Source organism: Spirochaeta dissipatitropha (assembly GCF_054657935.1).
Genome location: NZ_BAAHXT010000009.1, coordinates 23,643 through 41,226, shown reverse-complemented (window position 1 = coordinate 41,226; position 17,584 = coordinate 23,643). Strand labels below are relative to the sequence as shown.

The 17,584-nt window shown below is 50.3% G+C and carries 17 protein-coding genes; 13 read left to right on the top strand and 4 right to left on the bottom strand.

Going from position 1 to position 17,584, the window contains the following annotated elements:
- Nucleotides 1–97 precede the first annotated feature (97 nt).
- Together ACYQ2L_RS11675 and ACYQ2L_RS11670 are read left to right on the top strand one after the other, a co-directional pair.
- Nucleotides 98–766, top strand: coding sequence for a hypothetical protein (locus tag ACYQ2L_RS11675; RefSeq protein ID WP_460055775.1), 669 nt, complete (start codon nt 98–100; stop codon nt 764–766).
- Nucleotides 767–836: 70 nt separating this feature from the next.
- Entirely contained in the window at nt 837–2,210 is a 1,374-nt protein-coding gene (locus tag ACYQ2L_RS11670) for an ATP-dependent 6-phosphofructokinase (protein WP_460055771.1), read from the top strand.
- Nucleotides 2,211–2,253: 43 nt separating this feature from the next.
- Here the strand turns inward: ACYQ2L_RS11670 and ACYQ2L_RS11665 are convergent, their stop codons facing one another.
- The 4 genes from ACYQ2L_RS11665 to ACYQ2L_RS11650 all read right to left on the bottom strand — a co-directional run bounded on the left by ACYQ2L_RS11665 (nt 2,254) and on the right by ACYQ2L_RS11650 (nt 6,211).
- Nucleotides 2,254–3,462 carry an OFA family MFS transporter gene (locus ACYQ2L_RS11665; protein WP_460055769.1) on the bottom strand — a complete coding sequence of 403 codons (1,209 nt, stop codon included), beginning with the start codon at nt 3,460–3,462 and terminating at the stop codon, nt 2,254–2,256.
- 54 nt (nt 3,463–3,516) lie between these two features.
- Nucleotides 3,517–4,203, bottom strand: a complete 687-nt coding sequence (locus tag ACYQ2L_RS11660; protein ID WP_460055767.1) for a lysophospholipid acyltransferase family protein — start codon at nt 4,201–4,203, stop codon at nt 3,517–3,519.
- Between the two features lie 89 nt (nt 4,204–4,292).
- Complete coding sequence (rlmN, locus tag ACYQ2L_RS11655; RefSeq protein WP_460055764.1) at nt 4,293–5,336, bottom strand: dual-specificity RNA methyltransferase RlmN; 1,044 nt, start codon at nt 5,334–5,336, stop codon at nt 4,293–4,295.
- Nucleotides 5,333–6,211: a DUF368 domain-containing protein gene (locus ACYQ2L_RS11650; RefSeq protein WP_460055762.1), complete on the bottom strand. Its 879-nt coding sequence runs from the start codon at nt 6,209–6,211 to the stop codon at nt 5,333–5,335. Before ACYQ2L_RS11650 ends, rlmN begins: the two co-directional genes overlap by 4 nt.
- Before the next feature lie 101 nt (nt 6,212–6,312).
- Between ACYQ2L_RS11650 and murC the strand changes: the two genes are divergently transcribed.
- From murC to ACYQ2L_RS11595, 11 genes are all read left to right on the top strand, one after another.
- Nucleotides 6,313–7,749: a UDP-N-acetylmuramate--L-alanine ligase gene (gene murC, locus ACYQ2L_RS11645; RefSeq protein WP_460055760.1), complete on the top strand. Its 1,437-nt coding sequence runs from the start codon at nt 6,313–6,315 to the stop codon at nt 7,747–7,749.
- Nucleotides 7,746–8,615 (top strand): YicC/YloC family endoribonuclease, encoded by an 870-nt coding sequence (locus ACYQ2L_RS11640; protein ID WP_460055757.1) that lies wholly within the window; start codon nt 7,746–7,748, stop codon nt 8,613–8,615. Before murC ends, ACYQ2L_RS11640 begins: the two co-directional genes overlap by 4 nt.
- Before the next feature lie 18 nt (nt 8,616–8,633).
- Nucleotides 8,634–9,149, top strand: a complete 516-nt coding sequence (gene cmk, locus ACYQ2L_RS11635) for a (d)CMP kinase (RefSeq protein WP_460055754.1) — start codon at nt 8,634–8,636, stop codon at nt 9,147–9,149.
- Nucleotides 9,150–9,194: 45 nt separating this feature from the next.
- A complete protein-coding gene (locus ACYQ2L_RS11630) occupies nt 9,195–9,560 on the top strand; it encodes a response regulator (protein WP_460055752.1) in 366 nt (121 codons plus the stop codon).
- Between the two features lie 4 nt (nt 9,561–9,564).
- Nucleotides 9,565–10,059 (top strand): hypothetical protein, encoded by a 495-nt coding sequence (locus ACYQ2L_RS11625; RefSeq protein WP_460055750.1) that lies wholly within the window; start codon nt 9,565–9,567, stop codon nt 10,057–10,059.
- Nucleotides 10,060–10,077: 18 nt separating this feature from the next.
- Nucleotides 10,078–10,560 (top strand): low molecular weight protein-tyrosine-phosphatase, encoded by a 483-nt coding sequence (locus ACYQ2L_RS11620; RefSeq protein WP_460055748.1) that lies wholly within the window; start codon nt 10,078–10,080, stop codon nt 10,558–10,560.
- A gap of 34 nt (nt 10,561–10,594) precedes the next feature.
- The gene (locus ACYQ2L_RS11615) at nt 10,595–11,581 is read left to right on the top strand and encodes a fructosamine kinase family protein (RefSeq protein WP_460055745.1); all 987 of its coding nucleotides are present in this window, start codon (nt 10,595–10,597) and stop codon (nt 11,579–11,581) included.
- A gap of 108 nt (nt 11,582–11,689) precedes the next feature.
- On the top strand, nt 11,690–13,909 hold the full coding sequence (gene pflB / locus ACYQ2L_RS11610) for a formate C-acetyltransferase (protein WP_460055742.1): 2,220 nt from the start codon (nt 11,690–11,692) through the stop codon (nt 13,907–13,909).
- Nucleotides 13,910–13,935: 26 nt separating this feature from the next.
- On the top strand, nt 13,936–14,667 hold the full coding sequence (pflA, locus tag ACYQ2L_RS11605) for a pyruvate formate-lyase-activating protein (protein WP_460055740.1): 732 nt from the start codon (nt 13,936–13,938) through the stop codon (nt 14,665–14,667).
- A gap of 80 nt (nt 14,668–14,747) precedes the next feature.
- Nucleotides 14,748–15,089 carry a hypothetical protein gene (locus ACYQ2L_RS11600; RefSeq protein ID WP_460055738.1) on the top strand — a complete coding sequence of 114 codons (342 nt, stop codon included), beginning with the start codon at nt 14,748–14,750 and terminating at the stop codon, nt 15,087–15,089.
- Nucleotides 15,090–15,231: 142 nt separating this feature from the next.
- Entirely contained in the window at nt 15,232–17,553 is a 2,322-nt protein-coding gene (locus ACYQ2L_RS11595) for an ATP cone domain-containing protein (RefSeq protein WP_460055735.1), read from the top strand.
- Nucleotides 17,554–17,584: the final 31 nt, after the last annotated feature.

The following is a 17,584-nucleotide window of genomic DNA, read 5'->3' as shown; positions in this document are numbered from 1 at the left end:
ATTTTTACACGGATTGTTATCTGATGCAATCTTTACCCGTATGAGAAAAAACTCGGCAGTTGTATAAGGTCGTGCTATACTTGGTTTGAGGTAAAGCATGAACACCGTAATTGATACAGCACGGGTCCGTGAGGCAATCGACCAGGAAAAGGTACTGACTCTGCTGACTTACCGCTATCTTGGTCATGAGCGTAATTATATAGACCAGGTTCTGGAGTTATACCTTCGAGAGGTCGGCAGACCTGAACTGCAGAACAAGCTTAGCTATTGCCTTCATGAACTCGCCGGGAACGCCAAAAAAGCCAATACAAAACGGGCTTATTTTGCAGAAAAGGGATTGGACATAAACAAACCTGTTGAGTATCACCTGGGGATGCAGAGTTTCAAGCTGGAGACGCTGCCTAATATACACCACTATGTGGAACTTCAGGAAGAAATGGATCTGTATATCAAGTTCCAGTTCAAGCGTGAAGGTAATACTGTCAAGCTGGCTGTCCGCAATAACGCGGCAATGACGGTTGAAGAGTACCAGCGGGTACAGCACAAGCTTGAACTCGCTCGGAAAGCCCAGAGTCTTCCCGAAATAATGTCTCTCAGCGAGGACTATAGTGAAGGGGCTGGACTGGGTATTGTTATGAGCATAATGATGCTGAGGAATCTTGGAATTTCCGAGGATAATTTTCAGATCTTCTGCAGGAACGGGCAGACCTATGCTGTTCTTTATCTGGATATTCCTGAACAGAAAATAAGGAAAACCGGGCCTTAAAGGCCCTGCATTCTTCGCTGGAAGGTTCTCCTTGCTTGCCGGTTTTCCTAAAATTGCGTACAATTCCGCTATGAATGACTTTACAATTTCCTGTTTGGGTGAGGCTAAAATTACATCACCTATTTCCTATGACAAAGTGCCTGGTCATAGTGTTGCTAATTTTGTTTCGGACGAGGATATGATTCTCTATGATGTCGAGGTTGATCCGAATAACGAGGACTGGTGTCCCGAGCATTCTGAAATGCTTCAAAAAGCGGGACCCCGTTCAAAGATCTACTTCAGTCCCCAACATGTTCATGCCGGCATTGTCAGTTGCGGAGGCTTGTGCCCCGGTATTAACGATGTGATCCGCGCGGTTGTACGGACGCTCTGGTACCGCTATGGGGTTCGCAGAATCACCGGAATCCACAACGGCTACAAGGGACTGATTCCCGAATATGGAATTTCACCTCTTGATCTTACGCCGGATGCAGTGGACGACATTCATAAAATCGGTGGCTCTATCCTTGGTACTTCCAGGGGCGGCGGTGAGCGCACTGAAGAGATTGTCGATACAATCGAAAGAATGAATCTGAATATTCTGTTCACCATCGGCGGTGACGGAACCCAGAAGGGTTCGCTGGCAATCGCCCGTGAAATAGAGAAACGCGGCCTCAAGATTTCCATAATAGGTATACCGAAGACCATAGATAATGATTTCAGATACATTCAGCGCTCATTCGGCTTCGAGACGGCGGTTGCCCGGGCAACGGAAGCAGTAACTGCTGCCCATGTGGAGGCTCGCTCGGTAATCAACGGTATCGGCCTGGTGAAGGTTATGGGCCGTGAATCAGGTTATATTGCAGCCTATACTGCCCTGGCCAGTCATGAGGCAAACTTTGTGCTTATTCCCGAGGTTCCATTTGAGCTTGAAGGGCCGAACGGGCTTATAGAGCATCTTGTAGCCCGGCTTGAGAGGCGGAGGCATGCGGTGATTATTGTCGCTGAGGGAGCTGGACAGGAACTTGCGAAGCAGGATCCTTCACTGAAGGATGATTCCGGCAACACCAAGCTGGCCGACATAGGTCTATACCTGAAGGATAAAATCGACCAGATTTTCGAGAAACGCAAGATACATAACAACCTCAAATATATTGATCCATCCTACATGATCCGCAGCTCGGTGGCAGTGCCGACAGACTCGGTCTACTGCAGTCAGCTTGGCAATAATGCCGTGCATGCAGCAATGGCAGGCAAGACCAAGACCCTGATTGGACTTGTCAACAACCATTATGTGCATCTGCCAATCGAACAGGTTGTTGCAGCCAGGAATCATGTCGATCCGCAGAGCAGTCTGTGGCGCAGTGTCATTGAGGCTACCCATCAGCCGGTCATGATGACCAACACCAAGGAAGCAATGACCCTGACCAAAGAGCAGAAAAAGAAACAGGAAGAGAACGCCTGATATTCAGATGATCAGATGTTCAGTTATTGGAGATGGTCAAGGCTTATACAGCCTTGACTGTTCTTGCTGGCAGGACGCGTATTGAAATAAAAAACCCCAGAATTCCAGTGAAAAGAATGCTGACGAACAGCATCTGGTAGCCCCCGAAAAAATCATATAGGAGTCCTGAGCTCAGGGTTCCTATTACAGCACCAGCGCCATATGCTGTGTACACAAAACCGTAGTTGCGGGTGTAGAAACGGCTGCCGAAGAGTTGATTGGTCGCCGCCGGTGCAATAGACAACCAGCCTCCGAGAACCAGCCAGAACATTGTAAAACTGACAGCAAAGATCGTTCGTCTGAGAATGAGTGCATCCAGGGGAATGACCCATTGGAGTAGCATACCGGATGCTGCAACAATGATAACTGTAAATGCAATCTGAGCGGCTTTGCGGATGCCGAGATGATCGGTAAGCATGCCGAAAATCGGTCTTCCGATGCCATTGGCGATTGCCATCATGGAAACTGCAGCAGCTGCTGCAGCGGCGGGCAGACCGACGAGCGTCTGTGCGACGGGGCTGGTGATGCCGATCATGGTAAGGCCGACCAGTGTTCCCAGGGTAAAACAGACCCATAATCCCCAGAACCGGGGGCTGGCCAGCATCTGTTTGGTGCCTATACCGTCGGCACGGTGAATGGCATGGGGATTCTTTGATGGAAGATGAAGCGGGAGTGCGCAGACAGCAATGACTATGCCGAAGCCGATTCCCATGATTCTGAAGCTTTGCATTACACCCTGACTGCTGATCAGCCAGCTTGCGATGGGGGCAGTGACAAAGGGGGACATGCCGAAGCCCAGCAGGGTTATGCCGGCAAAGAGCCCCGGGTGGCGCGGGAACCAGCGTGCGGCGACCGCCAGGGGAACCCCGTAGCTAAGTCCTACTCCCATTCCTCCAAGCAGCCCGTAGCTGAGACTGACTGCCAGAATATCTGTGGCTGTACCAGCCAGAATCCAACCGGAACCCAGCAATGTCGCACCGATTATACAGGTAAGGCGGGGACCGATACGCTCCAGCACAAAGCCTGCAAAGGGCATGGTGAGTGCAAACACGCAGAGGAATACCATGTATGGATAACCCGTCGTGGCTGGATCGGCTCTCAATGCCTGTTCCAGGGGAATCCGGAATACGCTGTAAGAATATACTGACCCGAGACAAAGATTAATCAGGGTGGCAAATCCGACCATCAGATATTTAGTTGCTCTGTTTCTCATTAAAACAGAACTTTAAACGGAGTAGTGTTATTGATCAATAGCAGAAAGCTGATTTTATCGGTTGCTGACCGATTTTTTTCGATTCCGGTGGGTTTTGCAGAGCCGTCTGGCTGTTTCAGCGATCTCATCAGTTTTTTTGTTCAGCTCTTTCAACACCTCGTCTTCCCGCTGACGGAAGTCGTCCGGAATTTCAAAGGGCTCGCCAAATACTATATGTGCTCGGCTGAAGGGAAGGGGAATCTGGAAATTGTCCCATCGCCCGCGGACCGCAATTGAGTGGCTGAAGCATGCTCCGCATGGGAGAACGAGATTTCCGGTCTTGGCTCCTACATGCAGGATTCCTGGTTTGGCTTTTCGTGCCGGGCCATCGGGGCCATCCATGGCAATGGTTCCGTCATGGCCCTCCTTCAGATAGCGTATGAACCCCAGTACCCCCCGTCCATTGGCTCGGGTGTTGTGGCTGGTTACCCTGAAGTCCTGGAACCCGAAATGTCTCATTATTCCGCTGAGTATTTCTCCGTTTCTGGCACTCGATACCAGTGCAGAGCCGCGTTTATGGCGATACCAGTAAATGCCGACAACCGAGTATTCATGCCAGATCCCGAAAATAACTTTCCTGCCACTCTTGTGATAAGCTCTGATTGTGTCCATCGGGGATTCTTTGACCCGAACGGTCAGCCCGATCAATCTATAAAAAGCTATCATGACCGCGGTCATAAAGCGGGTATACACATAAGACATGACTAAAGATTATATTAGATTTTCGTTAAAAGGGCCAATAAACAGGTGGTTTTTTCGGTATTTTTTACTCAGTCAGCCCCCGGTCAGCCTTATTCAGCTTTTGGCAGGCTTCGCGCTGCTAATTGGCCACAGGCGGCATCGATATCCTTGCCGCCGCTATGACGGACGGTCACCAGAAGACCGGCATCAGCCAGCCGGGCGGCGAAATTGTCAAGTTCATTCCTTTTGCCGGCACTGAAGGGAATTCCGACTATCGGGTTGTATTCAATGACATTGATTTTGCAGGGTAAGGCGGAGGCATAACGAATGAGTGCCCGCAGATGATCTGCGCTGTCGTTTGTGCCTGCCAGTATGAGGTATTCCAGGGTCACTTTGTTCCCGGTACGGGCATGCCAGTAGCGGATCGCTTCACCCAGCTCCTCAAGGCTGTGATCCCTCCCTGCACTCATGAGAGAGCGACGGCTTTCATCAATCGCTGAATGCAGTGAGACGGCAAACTGTATGCCCAGGTTTTCATCTGCAAGTTTGCGTATTTCCGGAACCATGCCGGCTGTCGAAAGGGTAATGCGCCGGGGCGCCAGTCCCATCTCCCCTGTGATTATTCTGATTGATTCACATACCGCGTCTAAATTCGCAAGGGGCTCTCCCATACCCATATATACGAGGTTGTTTAATCCTTTTCCGTACAGAGCCTTGGCTTCGTTCTGCAGGAAGCTGAACTGATCGCAGATTTCACCAATGCTTAGATTTCGGCGGTAGGGGATTCGTGCTGTTGCACAGAATGCACAGCGGAGAGTACAGCCAACCTGGCTTGAAATACAGGCAGTAAGCCTGCCGTCCGAGGCCGGAATCAGTACACCTTCTATAACATGATCATCATGCAGTTTGAATATCATTTTTCGCGTTCCGTCACTGCTTATGGCCGTTGATTCACAGCTGAGTCCGTTAAAACAGAAGCGTTCTGCCAGTTCTGTTCGCAGCTGCAATGGGACGTTTTTCATATCTGCGAAATTCCGGACTCCGTGCTTCCATATCCATTGCAGTACCTGACGACTGCGATAGGCAGGATAAGCCAGTTCTGACTCGATAAGCTCTGAAAGTTCGGTCCGTGAAATATTCAGGATATCGGTCATTCATTCTCTCCTGTAGTTGCTGGTACTTCTAAAGGTGCTGACTCAGTGGCTTTTTTCCATCCGAAGAAAACTGCGAGCGCTGTACCGGCGATCAGGCAGACAAAGGCGATGGCTGTATTCAGATCCATTTGAATCTCACTCGATGGCCAGAGACTGACTGCTGAGCCGAGGACGAGACCAAGTATGCCGTAATAGGAGGTTTTATGATGTTTTCGAAGTAGAGCGCGTATAGCCTTGCTTACAGCTAGTATTCCGACAAGTCCGCCTGCAAAAAAAATACCGAGAAAAATCAAATCGAGGGTGTTAACCGCCCTCAGGAGGCTGGGGTACACTCCCATGACAAGCAGGACGAAGGAGGCAGAGACTCCGGGGATTATCATTGTTGCCAGACTCAATGCTCCTGCTGCGAAGAGCAGGAACGCATCGGAGGCACTCAGTTCAATTATCAGCCGTGAACCACCCTCTGGCTGCAGATTTCCCAGGATAATTATACCGGCAGCAGTCAGGAGGCAGGCCAGAATACCGGACAACCCGGGTTTGCCTTTTCCGGAGAGTGCGAGCAGTAGCGGAACAGATCCCAGGACCAGACCTATGAAAAACAGAGTGGTGGGAACCGGGACGCTGGTAAAGAGATAATCGATAAGTCGGGAGAATAACAGTACTCCCATTACTGCGCCCATACCGATCCGGAGCAGAAACACAAAACTGAATAACCAGCGTCCAGAGCGGGAGAAAAAATCAGCCAGAGATTCAATGAGTCTGTCATAGATTCCGAGTATCACGGCAACGGTACCTCCGCTGACGCCGGGTATTACGTTGGCAATACCTATAGCCATGCCCTGAAATACCTGAAATACGGCTTGTTTCTGGTTCATTATGCCTCCCATGCTTCCCGGACAGCATGCTGATTATGAGCGGCATATGTCAAGCTTGTTCCGTGCTTGTCAATGGGCCGGCTTTGGCGTATTCTTGGCCTATGTCACACACTTCTTCAGTTAATTCTGCACTGCAGGCTTATTCCGGCAGAAAAATCCATTGCGTTGGTATCAAGGGCTCAGGAATGGCTGCTCTTTGTGAGCTGCTGGCGGCTGCAGGTGCTGTAATCAGCGGTTCCGATGTCACCGAGCCGTTCTTTACCGATGCTCTGCTTGCACGGATCGGAATTACACCCTGTCCCGGATTCAGTGCGGAGCATGTGCCTCAGGACTGTGATCTGGTGGTGTATTCTGCCGCCTACAGCCCGGAGAGCAATCCTGAACTGGTAGAGGCAGTACGGCGTGGAATCAAATGTCTTGAATACCCGGAAGCCCTTGGCGAGCTTTCCAGGTCGTGGCCGGGGCTGGCTGTTGCCGGTACTCATGGGAAAACGACAACTACCGGAATGCTTGCCCTTGCCATCCGTGAGCTGGGACTTCCTGGCGGAGCAATACTAGGCAGTCTCGTTCCTGCGCTGGATAATCATGCTTCCTTCGCAGCCGGAGACCGTTTTCTGGCTGCCGAAACCTGCGAATACCGCCGGCACTTTCTTCATTTTCATCCACGCTGGGCGATCGTAACAAATGTTGAAGCGGATCATCTGGATTACTTCCGGGATGAACAAGATGTCAGGGAGGCATTTGTCAGTTTCTGCAACCGGATTTATATCGGAGGAACGCTGGTATACTGTGCTGATGACCCCGGTGCTACGGCTGTTGCCCGGCAGGTTGCCGCCGGACGGCCGGATATTCAACTTATTCCCTATGGATTCAACTGTGCCGGACCTTATCAGATTACGTTGCATTCTCCGGGATTCTTCAGCATGGCCGGCGTCAATGCTGAGATCAGGCTGCAGGTTCCCGGCAGACATTCTGTTCTGAACGCTGTGGCGGTATATGCAGTGCTGCAGGCTGTGGTAGAGGATCTGGATCTCCCTGCAATTGAGGATTCCCGCCTTGCTGAAGCCTTGGCCTCATTTACAGGAACCAGGCGGCGCAGTGAGATTATTGCAGAGAAGAACGGGATTCTTGTAATGGATGACTACGGGCATCACCCGACAGAAATCCGGCTGACCATTGAGGGCATCCGGGAACATTATCCGGATAAACGAATCGTCGTTGACTTCATGCATCATACATTCAGCCGGACAGAGCGTTTATGGAATGATTTCCTGCACTGTTTTGAGTCTGCCGATGAGCTCTGGATGCATCCTGTGTTTTCCAGTGCGAGGGAAGGTGCGGGACGTGATCCTCTGGAGACCGGAAAGCAGTTTGCAGATGAACTTTCCGGAAAAACGCGGATACCGGTCCGTTTTTTCGAAAGCTTTCATGAAACGGTGAGCCATGCTGCTGCCAACTTACGCAGCGGGGATCTGCTTCTGACCATGGGAGCAGGAAACAATTACGAAATCGGAACAGCATTGGTGGAGGCTTTATGACAAGTATGACAGGCTATGGCTGGCATGAGTATCAGGACAGCAACATGGTTATTTCTGTGGAAGTTAAATCCTGGAACAACCGTTACCTTGAAATCAATCTTAATATGCCTGCCAGCCTGAATCCTCTGGAAGAGAAACTGCGGGCCAGGGTTAAGTCTTCCGCCCAGCGGGGCAAGGTTGATGTGCATATCCGTTACCGCCGACTGACCAATGATGCGGCAGTACGGCTGGATCCTGCATTGCTTCAAGGCTACCTCAAAGCCTTTCGCGAGGCAGCCGCAGAGGATGGAATCAGCAATGCTGATCTGACCGTTGATTCCTTACTGAAAATTGATGGTTTGTTCAGTGTCGAGCAGCCTCGTCAGGTGGACGATCTTGAGGGACCCCTGTTTGCGGCACTCAACACAGCTCTTGACCAGTGGCTTGCTTCCAGAAAACGTGAGGGTGATACTACCCGGACAGACATCAGCAGCCAGCTTTCCAGAATACAGGAAGCCTATGCACTGGTAGCCGCACGGGCTCCTGAGCTTGAGGAGCGGATTAAAACGCTGCTCGAGGAACGTTTTACCGAGATGCTCGGCGATCAGATCGATCTGCAGAGGGTTTACGCTGAAACGGCGGTCATGCTGGTCAAGTATTCAATCAGCGAGGAGCTTGCGCGTCTGGGTGGGCACCTGGAGGAGTGTGGCAGGCTGATACAGTCAGACAGTGCAGTCGGTAAACGTCTGGATTTTCTCTGTCAGGAGATGAACCGCGAAATGAATACGATTGGATCAAAATCTGCGATGCTGGAAATCAGTCGCTCGGTAATCGATATGAAGGATGCCCTGGAGAATATTCGGGAACAGGTCCGGAATATTGAGTAATCTGAACAAGAGGGGTATATGAGAATTGCAATTTCCGGAAAAAGCGGCTGCGGCAATACAACGGTAACGCGCATGCTGAGCGAGCGTCTTGGTGTGCGCATGGTGAACTACACTTTCCGAAATCTGGCTGAAGAGAGGGGTATTCCATTTTCAGATCTCTGCAGAATGGCTGAGGACGACCCATCCTATGATAAATATCTGGACGCACGGCAGGTTGAGCTTGCAATGGAAGGCGATTCCATACTTGGTTCAAGGCTTGCAATCTGGATGCTGAAGGAGGCAGATCTGAAGGTGTATCTGACCGCATCATCTGAGGAACGGGCGCGTAGAATTCATGTGCGTGAAGGTGGTGATTTTCAGGATGTTCTGCAGGCTACGCTTGATCGGGATCAGCGAGACCGGCAGCGGTATCTCAAGCTATACAATATTGATAATGATAATCCCGAGGTCGCGGATCTTGTAATTGATACCGAGCATCACGATCCGGGTGAAATCTGCGATCTGATTATATCGGAGCTTGAAGCAAAGACTTGAATTCGTGCATCAGTCATATCATACTGGTATGAAAGGGAGTTACTAATGTCGAAAAAAATTCTCGTAGTGGATGATTCCGCAGCAATCCGGCAAAGTGTTAGTTTCATTCTGAAAGAAGCTGGCTACGAGGTTGTGGAATGTGAAGATGGTCTGGACGCACTCTCCAAAATAGATACTGACAGTTTTTCGCTGGTGATAACCGACGTGAATATGCCGAATATGGACGGCATTGCTCTTACGGCCAGGATCCGGGAGCATGTAGAACACAAGTTCACTCCGATTCTGGTACTTACCACCGAGGCGCAGTCAGCCAAGATGCAGGAAGGGAAAGCAGCCGGTGCAACCGGATGGATAGTGAAGCCTTTTGATTCTGACAAGCTGATGAGCGTTGTCAAAAAACTGATCGGCTGAGTCTATGACACAACTCCTGGTGATACTTCTGCTTCCATTTGAGCTTCTGCAGCCACTCGCAGGTCCGCAGGAGATGATGCTATATGTTGATCAGAACCCGGTCGCGCATATACAACTTCTACCCGAAAATGATGATGCTGCGGTAGCTGATGCCGGAGTGTTCCGGCTCAGACTGGAATGGATTTCCGAGCCCGTTGCTGATCTGGCATCCTGGTTTGGTGAGGGTGGTGAGTTGATGGTCGAGCGATCCCGAAGACGGGGTGCGGTGTACACTCTGCATCCGTCTGGTTCGGCTCCTGAGTTGCTCGATCTTACCTCATTCTCGAGGCAGATTCCCGCTGATTTCAATACACGTGTCGGGACAAGGGGCGAGAGCCTCGTCATTTCAGCCGCGGCATCTGCGGAGGGGCATGAAGATATCGAGATGCATGCCGACTTCCTTCCGGGCTCCGTTTTACTACGCTTTCCCGGAACAGGATTTATGCTGGTACTGCTTTAAGATTGGTAGGTAATAAATATGAAGAAAATAATGTTTGTATGTATGGGAAACATCTGCCGGAGTCCTCTTGCTCATGCCGTTTTCGAGCACCAGATAAAACTGCGCGGACTTGAGGAATACTATTTCGCGGAATCTTCAGGTACCAACGGGTATCATGTCGGAGAGGATGCTGATGCACGAATGAGGAAGACAGCTGCAGCGCATGGAATTCCTTTTCACCATCCGGCCCAGAAATTTCAGCCCTGGTTTCTGGATGAGTATGACCTTATTCTGGCAATGGATCAGGGAAATTACAATGATATTCTGTACCTGGCATCAGGGCATCCGAATGCAGATAGACTGGACAAGCTCCGCTCATACGACCCGGAGGGTTCATTTAAAGACGATGTTCCGGATCCCTATTATGGCGGTGATCATGGCTTTGAGCATGTCTTTACGATTGTTGAAAGAAGCTGCAGGCAGTTGCTGGATGAACTGGAGAAGCAGAGGCTCGGGAGTTAATCGGGTCGGCAGATAAAGGGAGCGAGGAATCTATATGCAGTCCGGAGCTATTCTGCAGGCTGAATCACTTCAGGAAGGATTACACCAGCTTTTCGGGAATACTGTATCTATTGCTGCCAGCAGTCCGGTTTCCGGGGGCTGTATTCATGACGGGAAACGCCTGGAACTGAGCAATGGGCATATACTATTCTGCAAGAGAAATGCATCGTCCGACCATAAGGTCTTTCATGCAGAACATGCTGGATTGCTGTGTTTACGGAGTCTTTCGCTGCGTAGCCATGGACCGCATGTACCGCAGGTGTATGCGCTGCTTACTGTTCCCGGGGAGCAATTTCTGCTGATGGAATGGATCGAGACCGGTTCCCGAAATTCTGCAAGTGAAGCGGATTTTGGAAGGGCATTGGCGGCTTTGCACAGGGAGCCGCCGCTGTTCCGTGACATTAACCCCGAAATTGATGGAATCAAGCCTGAAACAGGAAAATCCGCTGCCGCTGTTGGCAGCGGAGCTGTACGTCAATTCGGGTTCAGCATGGATAACTATATAGGCACCACTCCGCAACCGAATCAGTGGAATGATTCATGGTCAGACTTCTTCGGGCAGAGGCGATTGCTGTACCTCTATGAAATCGTGCGCCGTAAAGGATTGCTGGATTCAGGTGAAGACCGAAAATTCGAGCGTATTATGAAACGCTTGCCCGGACTGCTACCCGAACCTGAGCACCCTTCGGTAGTGCATGGCGATCTCTGGAGCGGGAACGTCATGTACGACAGAAACGCGAAGGCTGTGCTGATCGATCCGGCTGTGTACCTTGGACACCATGAGGCTGATCTGGCTTTGCTGGAACTCTTTGGTAAACCGGGCCAGGCTTTTTTCAGGGCCTACAGGGATGAATTCATGCTGGATTCCGGGTATTCACAAAGGCGTGAGCTCTATAACCTTTACCATTTGCTGAATCATCTGTATATTTTTGGAACGGGGTACCGTTTTTCTGTGATGCAGGCCATTGCATCTTATTCCTAAATACGATAAAAAAATAACGATTATTTGTCGGAAGCTCTTTACACATCGAACTTCACAGGTGTAGTATGGGGTTATTATTACCAAGTTGCTAATGAAAGGCAGAAATTTATGAAACAGTTCGAAACCGGCCGTTGGGTCAAACATATCGATTTACGTGATTTTATACAGCGTAATTACACACCGTACGAAGGTGATGCATCCTTCCTGACAGGACCGACAGAGGCAACCCTGAATTTATGGAGCCAGGTAAGCGCCCTCATGGATCAGGAAGTGAAAGCCGGCGGCACTCTGAGTGTGGATACAAGCAGAATTGGTACCATTACCAGCCATGGTCCTGGTTACATAGATCGCGACAAGGAACGCATAGTAGGTCTTCAGGCAGATGCACCACTCAAGCGTACAGTCATGCCTTTCGGGGGTATCCGGATGGCGGAGGCCGCCTGTAAAGCCTATGGCTATGATCTTGATCCGGCTATCTCCGAAATTTTCAACCGCTACCGAAAAACCCATAACGATGGTGTATTTGCTGCATATACACCTGAAATCAGGGCTGCGAGAAAGGCTGGTATTATTACCGGTCTTCCAGACGCCTATGGGCGGGGACGGATTATCGGTGATTACCGACGGGTAGCTCTCTACGGGGTAAATCGGCTGATTGAAGACAAACAGGAGCAGTTCCGGACCTATGATGTCGGCACCGTTAGCGAGGATGTAATCCGATCCCGAGAAGAGATCATGGCACAGATTTCCGCCCTTCAGGAACTGGTGAAAATGGGAGAAGGCTATGGTTTCGACATAAGCCGGCCGGCAGAAACTGCCCAGGAAGCCGTCCAGTGGACTTATCTGGCATATCTCGCAGCGATCAAGGAGCAGAATGGTGCTGCCATGAGTCTGGGCCGTGTTGCAAGCTTTCTCGATATCTATTTTGAGCGGGATCTGGCTGCCGGTGTAATTACTGAAACCGATGCCCAGGAGATAATCGATCACTTTGTCATGAAACTGCGTATGGTTCGCTTTCTCAGGACCCCTGATTACAACGAGCTCTTCTCCGGTGATCCCACCTGGGTGACAGAAGCGCTGGGGGGAATGGGACTCGACGGCCGCACTCTGGTCAGCAAGACAACTTTTAGAATACTGCAGACCCTGTATAACCTTGGACCGGCCCCGGAGCCGAACCTGACCGTCCTCTGGTCCGAAAATCTTCCAGTTGGATTCAAGGATTTCTGTGCCAGGGTTTCCATAGATACTAGTGCAATCCAGTACGAGAATGATGACCTTATGCGCGCTTACTGGGGGGATGACTATGGAATTGCCTGTTGCGTCAGTGCAATGCGCATCGGAAAGCAGATGCAGTTCTTCGGCGCCCGCTGTAATCTAGCAAAGGCCCTGCTGTATGCCATAAATGGGGGTGTTGATGAGGTAATCGGACTGCAGGTCGGACCTCGCTTCGAGCCAATTCTCGGAGAATATCTGGAATATGATGAAGTAATAGCAAAGTTCGATTATTTCCTGGACTGGCTGGCCAGTCTGTATGTGAATGCTCTCAACATCATTCACTATATGCATGATAAATACTGCTACGAGAGCCTTCAGATGGGTCTGCATGATCGGGATGTCTTCCGGACCATGGCCTGTGGTATCGCTGGTCTCTCGGTTTGTGCTGACTCGCTGTCTGCGATAAAGTACGCAAAAGTACGAGTAATCCGTGATGAAAGCGGCAAGGCTGTTGATTTTGACATCCAGGGAGAATACCCGGCATTCGGAAACGATGATGACCGTGTGGACAGCATTGCAGTCGAACTGGTAGAGCGTTTTATGGGTAAGATTGCCAAGAATCCCACCTATCGGGGTTCTACACCAACCATGTCGATTCTGACAATTACTTCAAATGTGGTATACGGTAAGAAAACCGGAAATACCCCTGATGGTCGCCGTAAGGGGGAACCGGTAGCGCCAGGTGCGAATCCGATGCATGGCAGGGATACCAATGGTGCAATTGCTTCCCTCGCTTCGGTCGCCAAGCTGCCCTACGAGTCCTCACAGGATGGAATAAGTTATACCTTCAGCATTACACCGGGCTCGCTCGGTAAGGATGAAGAGCAGCGAATCACCAATCTGCGTTCTATGCTGGACGGCTATGCTGCAAGCGGAGGCCATCACGTCAATGTAAACGTGCTGCAGCGAGAGGTTCTCGAAGACGCAATGGAGCATCCTGAAAAGTATCCTCAGCTGACCATCAGGGTTTCAGGTTATGCAGTGAATTTTATCAAGCTCACACGGGAGCAGCAGCTCGACGTAATTAACCGAACCCTGCATAGCCGGATATAAACAGGTCAAAAATACATGGAGTAAATATGAGCGCAGCAGGAATACACAGTTTTGAAAGCTTCGGCACCGTCGATGGTCCGGGCATTCGCTATGTCCTGTTTTTTCAGGGCTGTCCGCTGCGCTGCAAATTCTGTCACAACCGGGATACCTGGTCCCGGGATGGCGGCACACAGTATGATCTGCCTGAGATTATGCAGCGGATCCGCCGGGCACGTCCTTATTTCCGGAATTCCGGTGGAGGAATTACTGCAACCGGGGGAGAACCGCTGCTTCAGGCTGAGTTCGTAGCCGAACTCTTTACTGCATGTCGTGAGGAAGGCATTCATACAGCTCTGGATACCTCAGGCTATACAGTTATAAATGAAACAGTATCACAGGTTCTGGACAGTACAGATCTGGTTCTTCTGGATATTAAACACATGGATGATGAGATCCATAGAGAGTACATCGGGGTTCCGAATGCCAGAGTATTCGATTTCCTGCGGGAACTGCAGAGACGAAATCTCCCGACCTGGATCCGTCATGTGATTGTGCCTGGATATACAGATGATGATGAACATGCCCTTCGGCTTGCTCATTTCATCTCCCAGTTTTCTGTGGTGAAACAGGTAGAGCTGCTGGCATATCATCAGATGGGTATTCACAAGTGGGAAGCTCTCGGTGAGCGCTATCCCCTGCAAGGGATTCAGCCACCTTCTCCCGCGATAATGAGCAGAATCAGGGAAATTTTCACAGCCCGTGGCTTACCGGTTCAGTAGCCCGAATTATTTTTCTGAAGATGAGATAACTATCGGATATTTCTCTTGACTGCGCGCAGCTTTGGCATAAGACTGTGTGCATGAGCCTGCACCCAGATATGAAAGAAACCGGATATATGAAGGTCCTGTCTGATTTTTCCTTTCCGGAAAACAGACTTGTAGTGAATCCAAACGATGGACTGGATCTTGGTCTCCTTATGACCGAAACGATTCTCGAATTTGTATATGGAGAAAGCCCCGCTACATACACCGAGGACGGTGGTTACAGGGTACATGGAACCTTGATCCAGAAGAATGCCTGCCAGTTGGGCCTGGTTGAACTCAGCCAGAAAGCCCTGAAGAGAATGGGAAGCCCCAGGCAGATCCGCCTGCATCTGATTCCTGCTGAGCCCTATCCTGTGTTGCTGATTTCTGCAGACTGATTCCATTCTGACATGTAGATTCCCTTGCAGAATTGTTGATTTTTCCTGACAGGAATCTGGAAATTTCATCGGAGAATCCTTGATCACCCCTTTTTATTGTGTTATGTTCCAGCTATACACACTATATATGGGGGGTGTTTCTATGTCTGTAAAGAACGGAAGTTCACAGCAAATCGCTGTGAAGAAGCTCGAGCTGGGGAAGGGCGAGCAGGTTTCCGACACAAATAAATCCGGATCAAACGGAATCGAAGCTGTAATACCGGCCGAGGTTCTCAAGCGTGATGGCAGGAAGGTTTCATTTGACTCTCAGCGTATTGCGAATGCAATCGAGCGTTGTTTTCAGAGTGCCAAGCCAGCCGATCATATTTCTATTGAGGAACTGACAAACCAGGTCGTCAATGTGGTCGCTGTAAAATATGATCTGCCGACCGTTGAACAGATCCAGGATATTGTTGAAATGGTACTTCAGGCTGCCGGTGAATATGATGCAGCCAAGGCTTATATTCTCTACCGTGCTGCACACGAGAAAATCCGCAAGGAGCGCCCGGTTCCTGAAGAAGTGCAGAATGCATTTGCCGAATCAGATCAGTATTTCCCTACCCAGATCCAGAAATTCCAGTTCTACGATAAATATTCCCGTTTCAACTATGATTTGGGCCGCCGTGAGACATGGCTGGAGACGGTCAACCGGGCCATGGATTACCTGAAGAAGATTTCCAAAAACAAGCTGGATGATGCAGTATACGAGCGCCTTCGCCAGGGTATTCTGGAAATGAAGGTTATGCCTTCAATGCGTCTGCTGGCAATGGCTGGGTCGCCGGCTGAGCGAAGTAATATCGCAATCTATAATTGCTCATACCTGCCTGTTGATAGTGTGGATTCATTCGTCGAGGCTCTCATAATCAGCATGAACGGATGCGGTGTCGGTTACAGTGTCGAGCGTAAATATATAGAGAATATGCCTCGGGTCCTGCGTCAGACCGGTGTACATAGAGGAACTTATGTTGTGCAGGATACCTCCGAGGGCTGGGCAGAAGCGCTTCGCACTGCATTGACTACCTGGTTCGCTGGTGAAGATATTACCATGGATTATTCTGAAATCCGACCTGCTGGAGCTCCGCTTAAGATCAAGGGCGGCAGGGCTTCGGGGCCTGAACCTCTTCGTCAGATGATCAACTTCGCCAGGCAGCGGGTTCTTGCCCGTCAGGGAGGTTTTATTACATCCCTTGATGCACATGATATAATGTGCGCCGTTGGCGGAGCAGCAGTATCCGGTGGAGTCCGGAGAACCGCAATGATCAGTCTGTTTGATTATGATGATCAGGACATGAAGCATTGTAAGGATGGGGACTTCTGGCACACAAATGCCCAGCGCTGGAACGCCAACAATTCAGCTGTATGGCCGAGCCGCGAGCTCAGTCAGCAGGAAATAGCCACCTTCGTTCTGGACATGGTTCGATCTGAACGCGGTGAACCCGGTATATTCAATCGGCGTGCTGCGATCGATAACCGTCCTGAAAGAAGAAAGGAAGCGGAGTTCGGTACCAATCCCTGCGGAGAAATCATACTGCGTCCATTTCAGTTCTGTAATCTGACCAGTGCGATAGCCCGTACTGATGACAGTTTTGAGAGTCTGAAAGACAAGGTGGAAATGGCTGCTATACTGGGCACAATTCAGTCTATGGCCACTAATTTTCCCGGCCTCCGACCACAATGGAGCCAGAATTGCGAAGAGGAACGCCTGCTTGGTGTAGACCTGAACGGTCAGATGGACAGCCCGGTTTGTCAGGACTCTGATGTTCAGAGCAGACTCCGCTACGTGGCCGTAGAAACCAACAGAATCTATGCCGAAAAACTTGGTATTAATCAATCTGCAGCGGTAACGGCCGTCAAGCCATCGGGCAACTCCAGCCAGCTTATGAACAGCTCTTCAGGACTGCATGCACGCTGGGCTGAATATTATATCCGGAATGTCCGTGTAGGGGCTCATACCCCCATTTTCAAGGTTCTGCAGGATGAAGGCGTCCCGATGGATCCCGAGAACGGGCAGACAGTTGAGAACGCCAGTACCTGGGTTGCACACTTTCCGGTTAAAAGTCCGGACAACGCCCACACACGCCATAGTCTCAGCGCACTGCAGCAGTGTGAGTACTGGCTGCAGAACAAGATACATTACACCGAGCATAATCCTTCGGTGACAATAACCTACAAGTCGGATGAGGTTATCGATATTATTAAATGGATATGGGAGCACCAGGACAAGATTGGAGGCATGGCATTCCTTCCTGCCATAGATGCCCAGTACGATCAGATGCCTTATGTCGAGATAAGCAAACAGGAATTTGAAAAACTGGCGCCTCATTTTCCCGATATCGATTTTTCCAAGATATATCGGTATGAGGAGCGGGATCTGACGACAGCTGCGCAGGAGCTTGCCTGTATGGCCGGGCACTGCGATATCTGATAATTTGCGGACTGAATAACTGAATGACTGA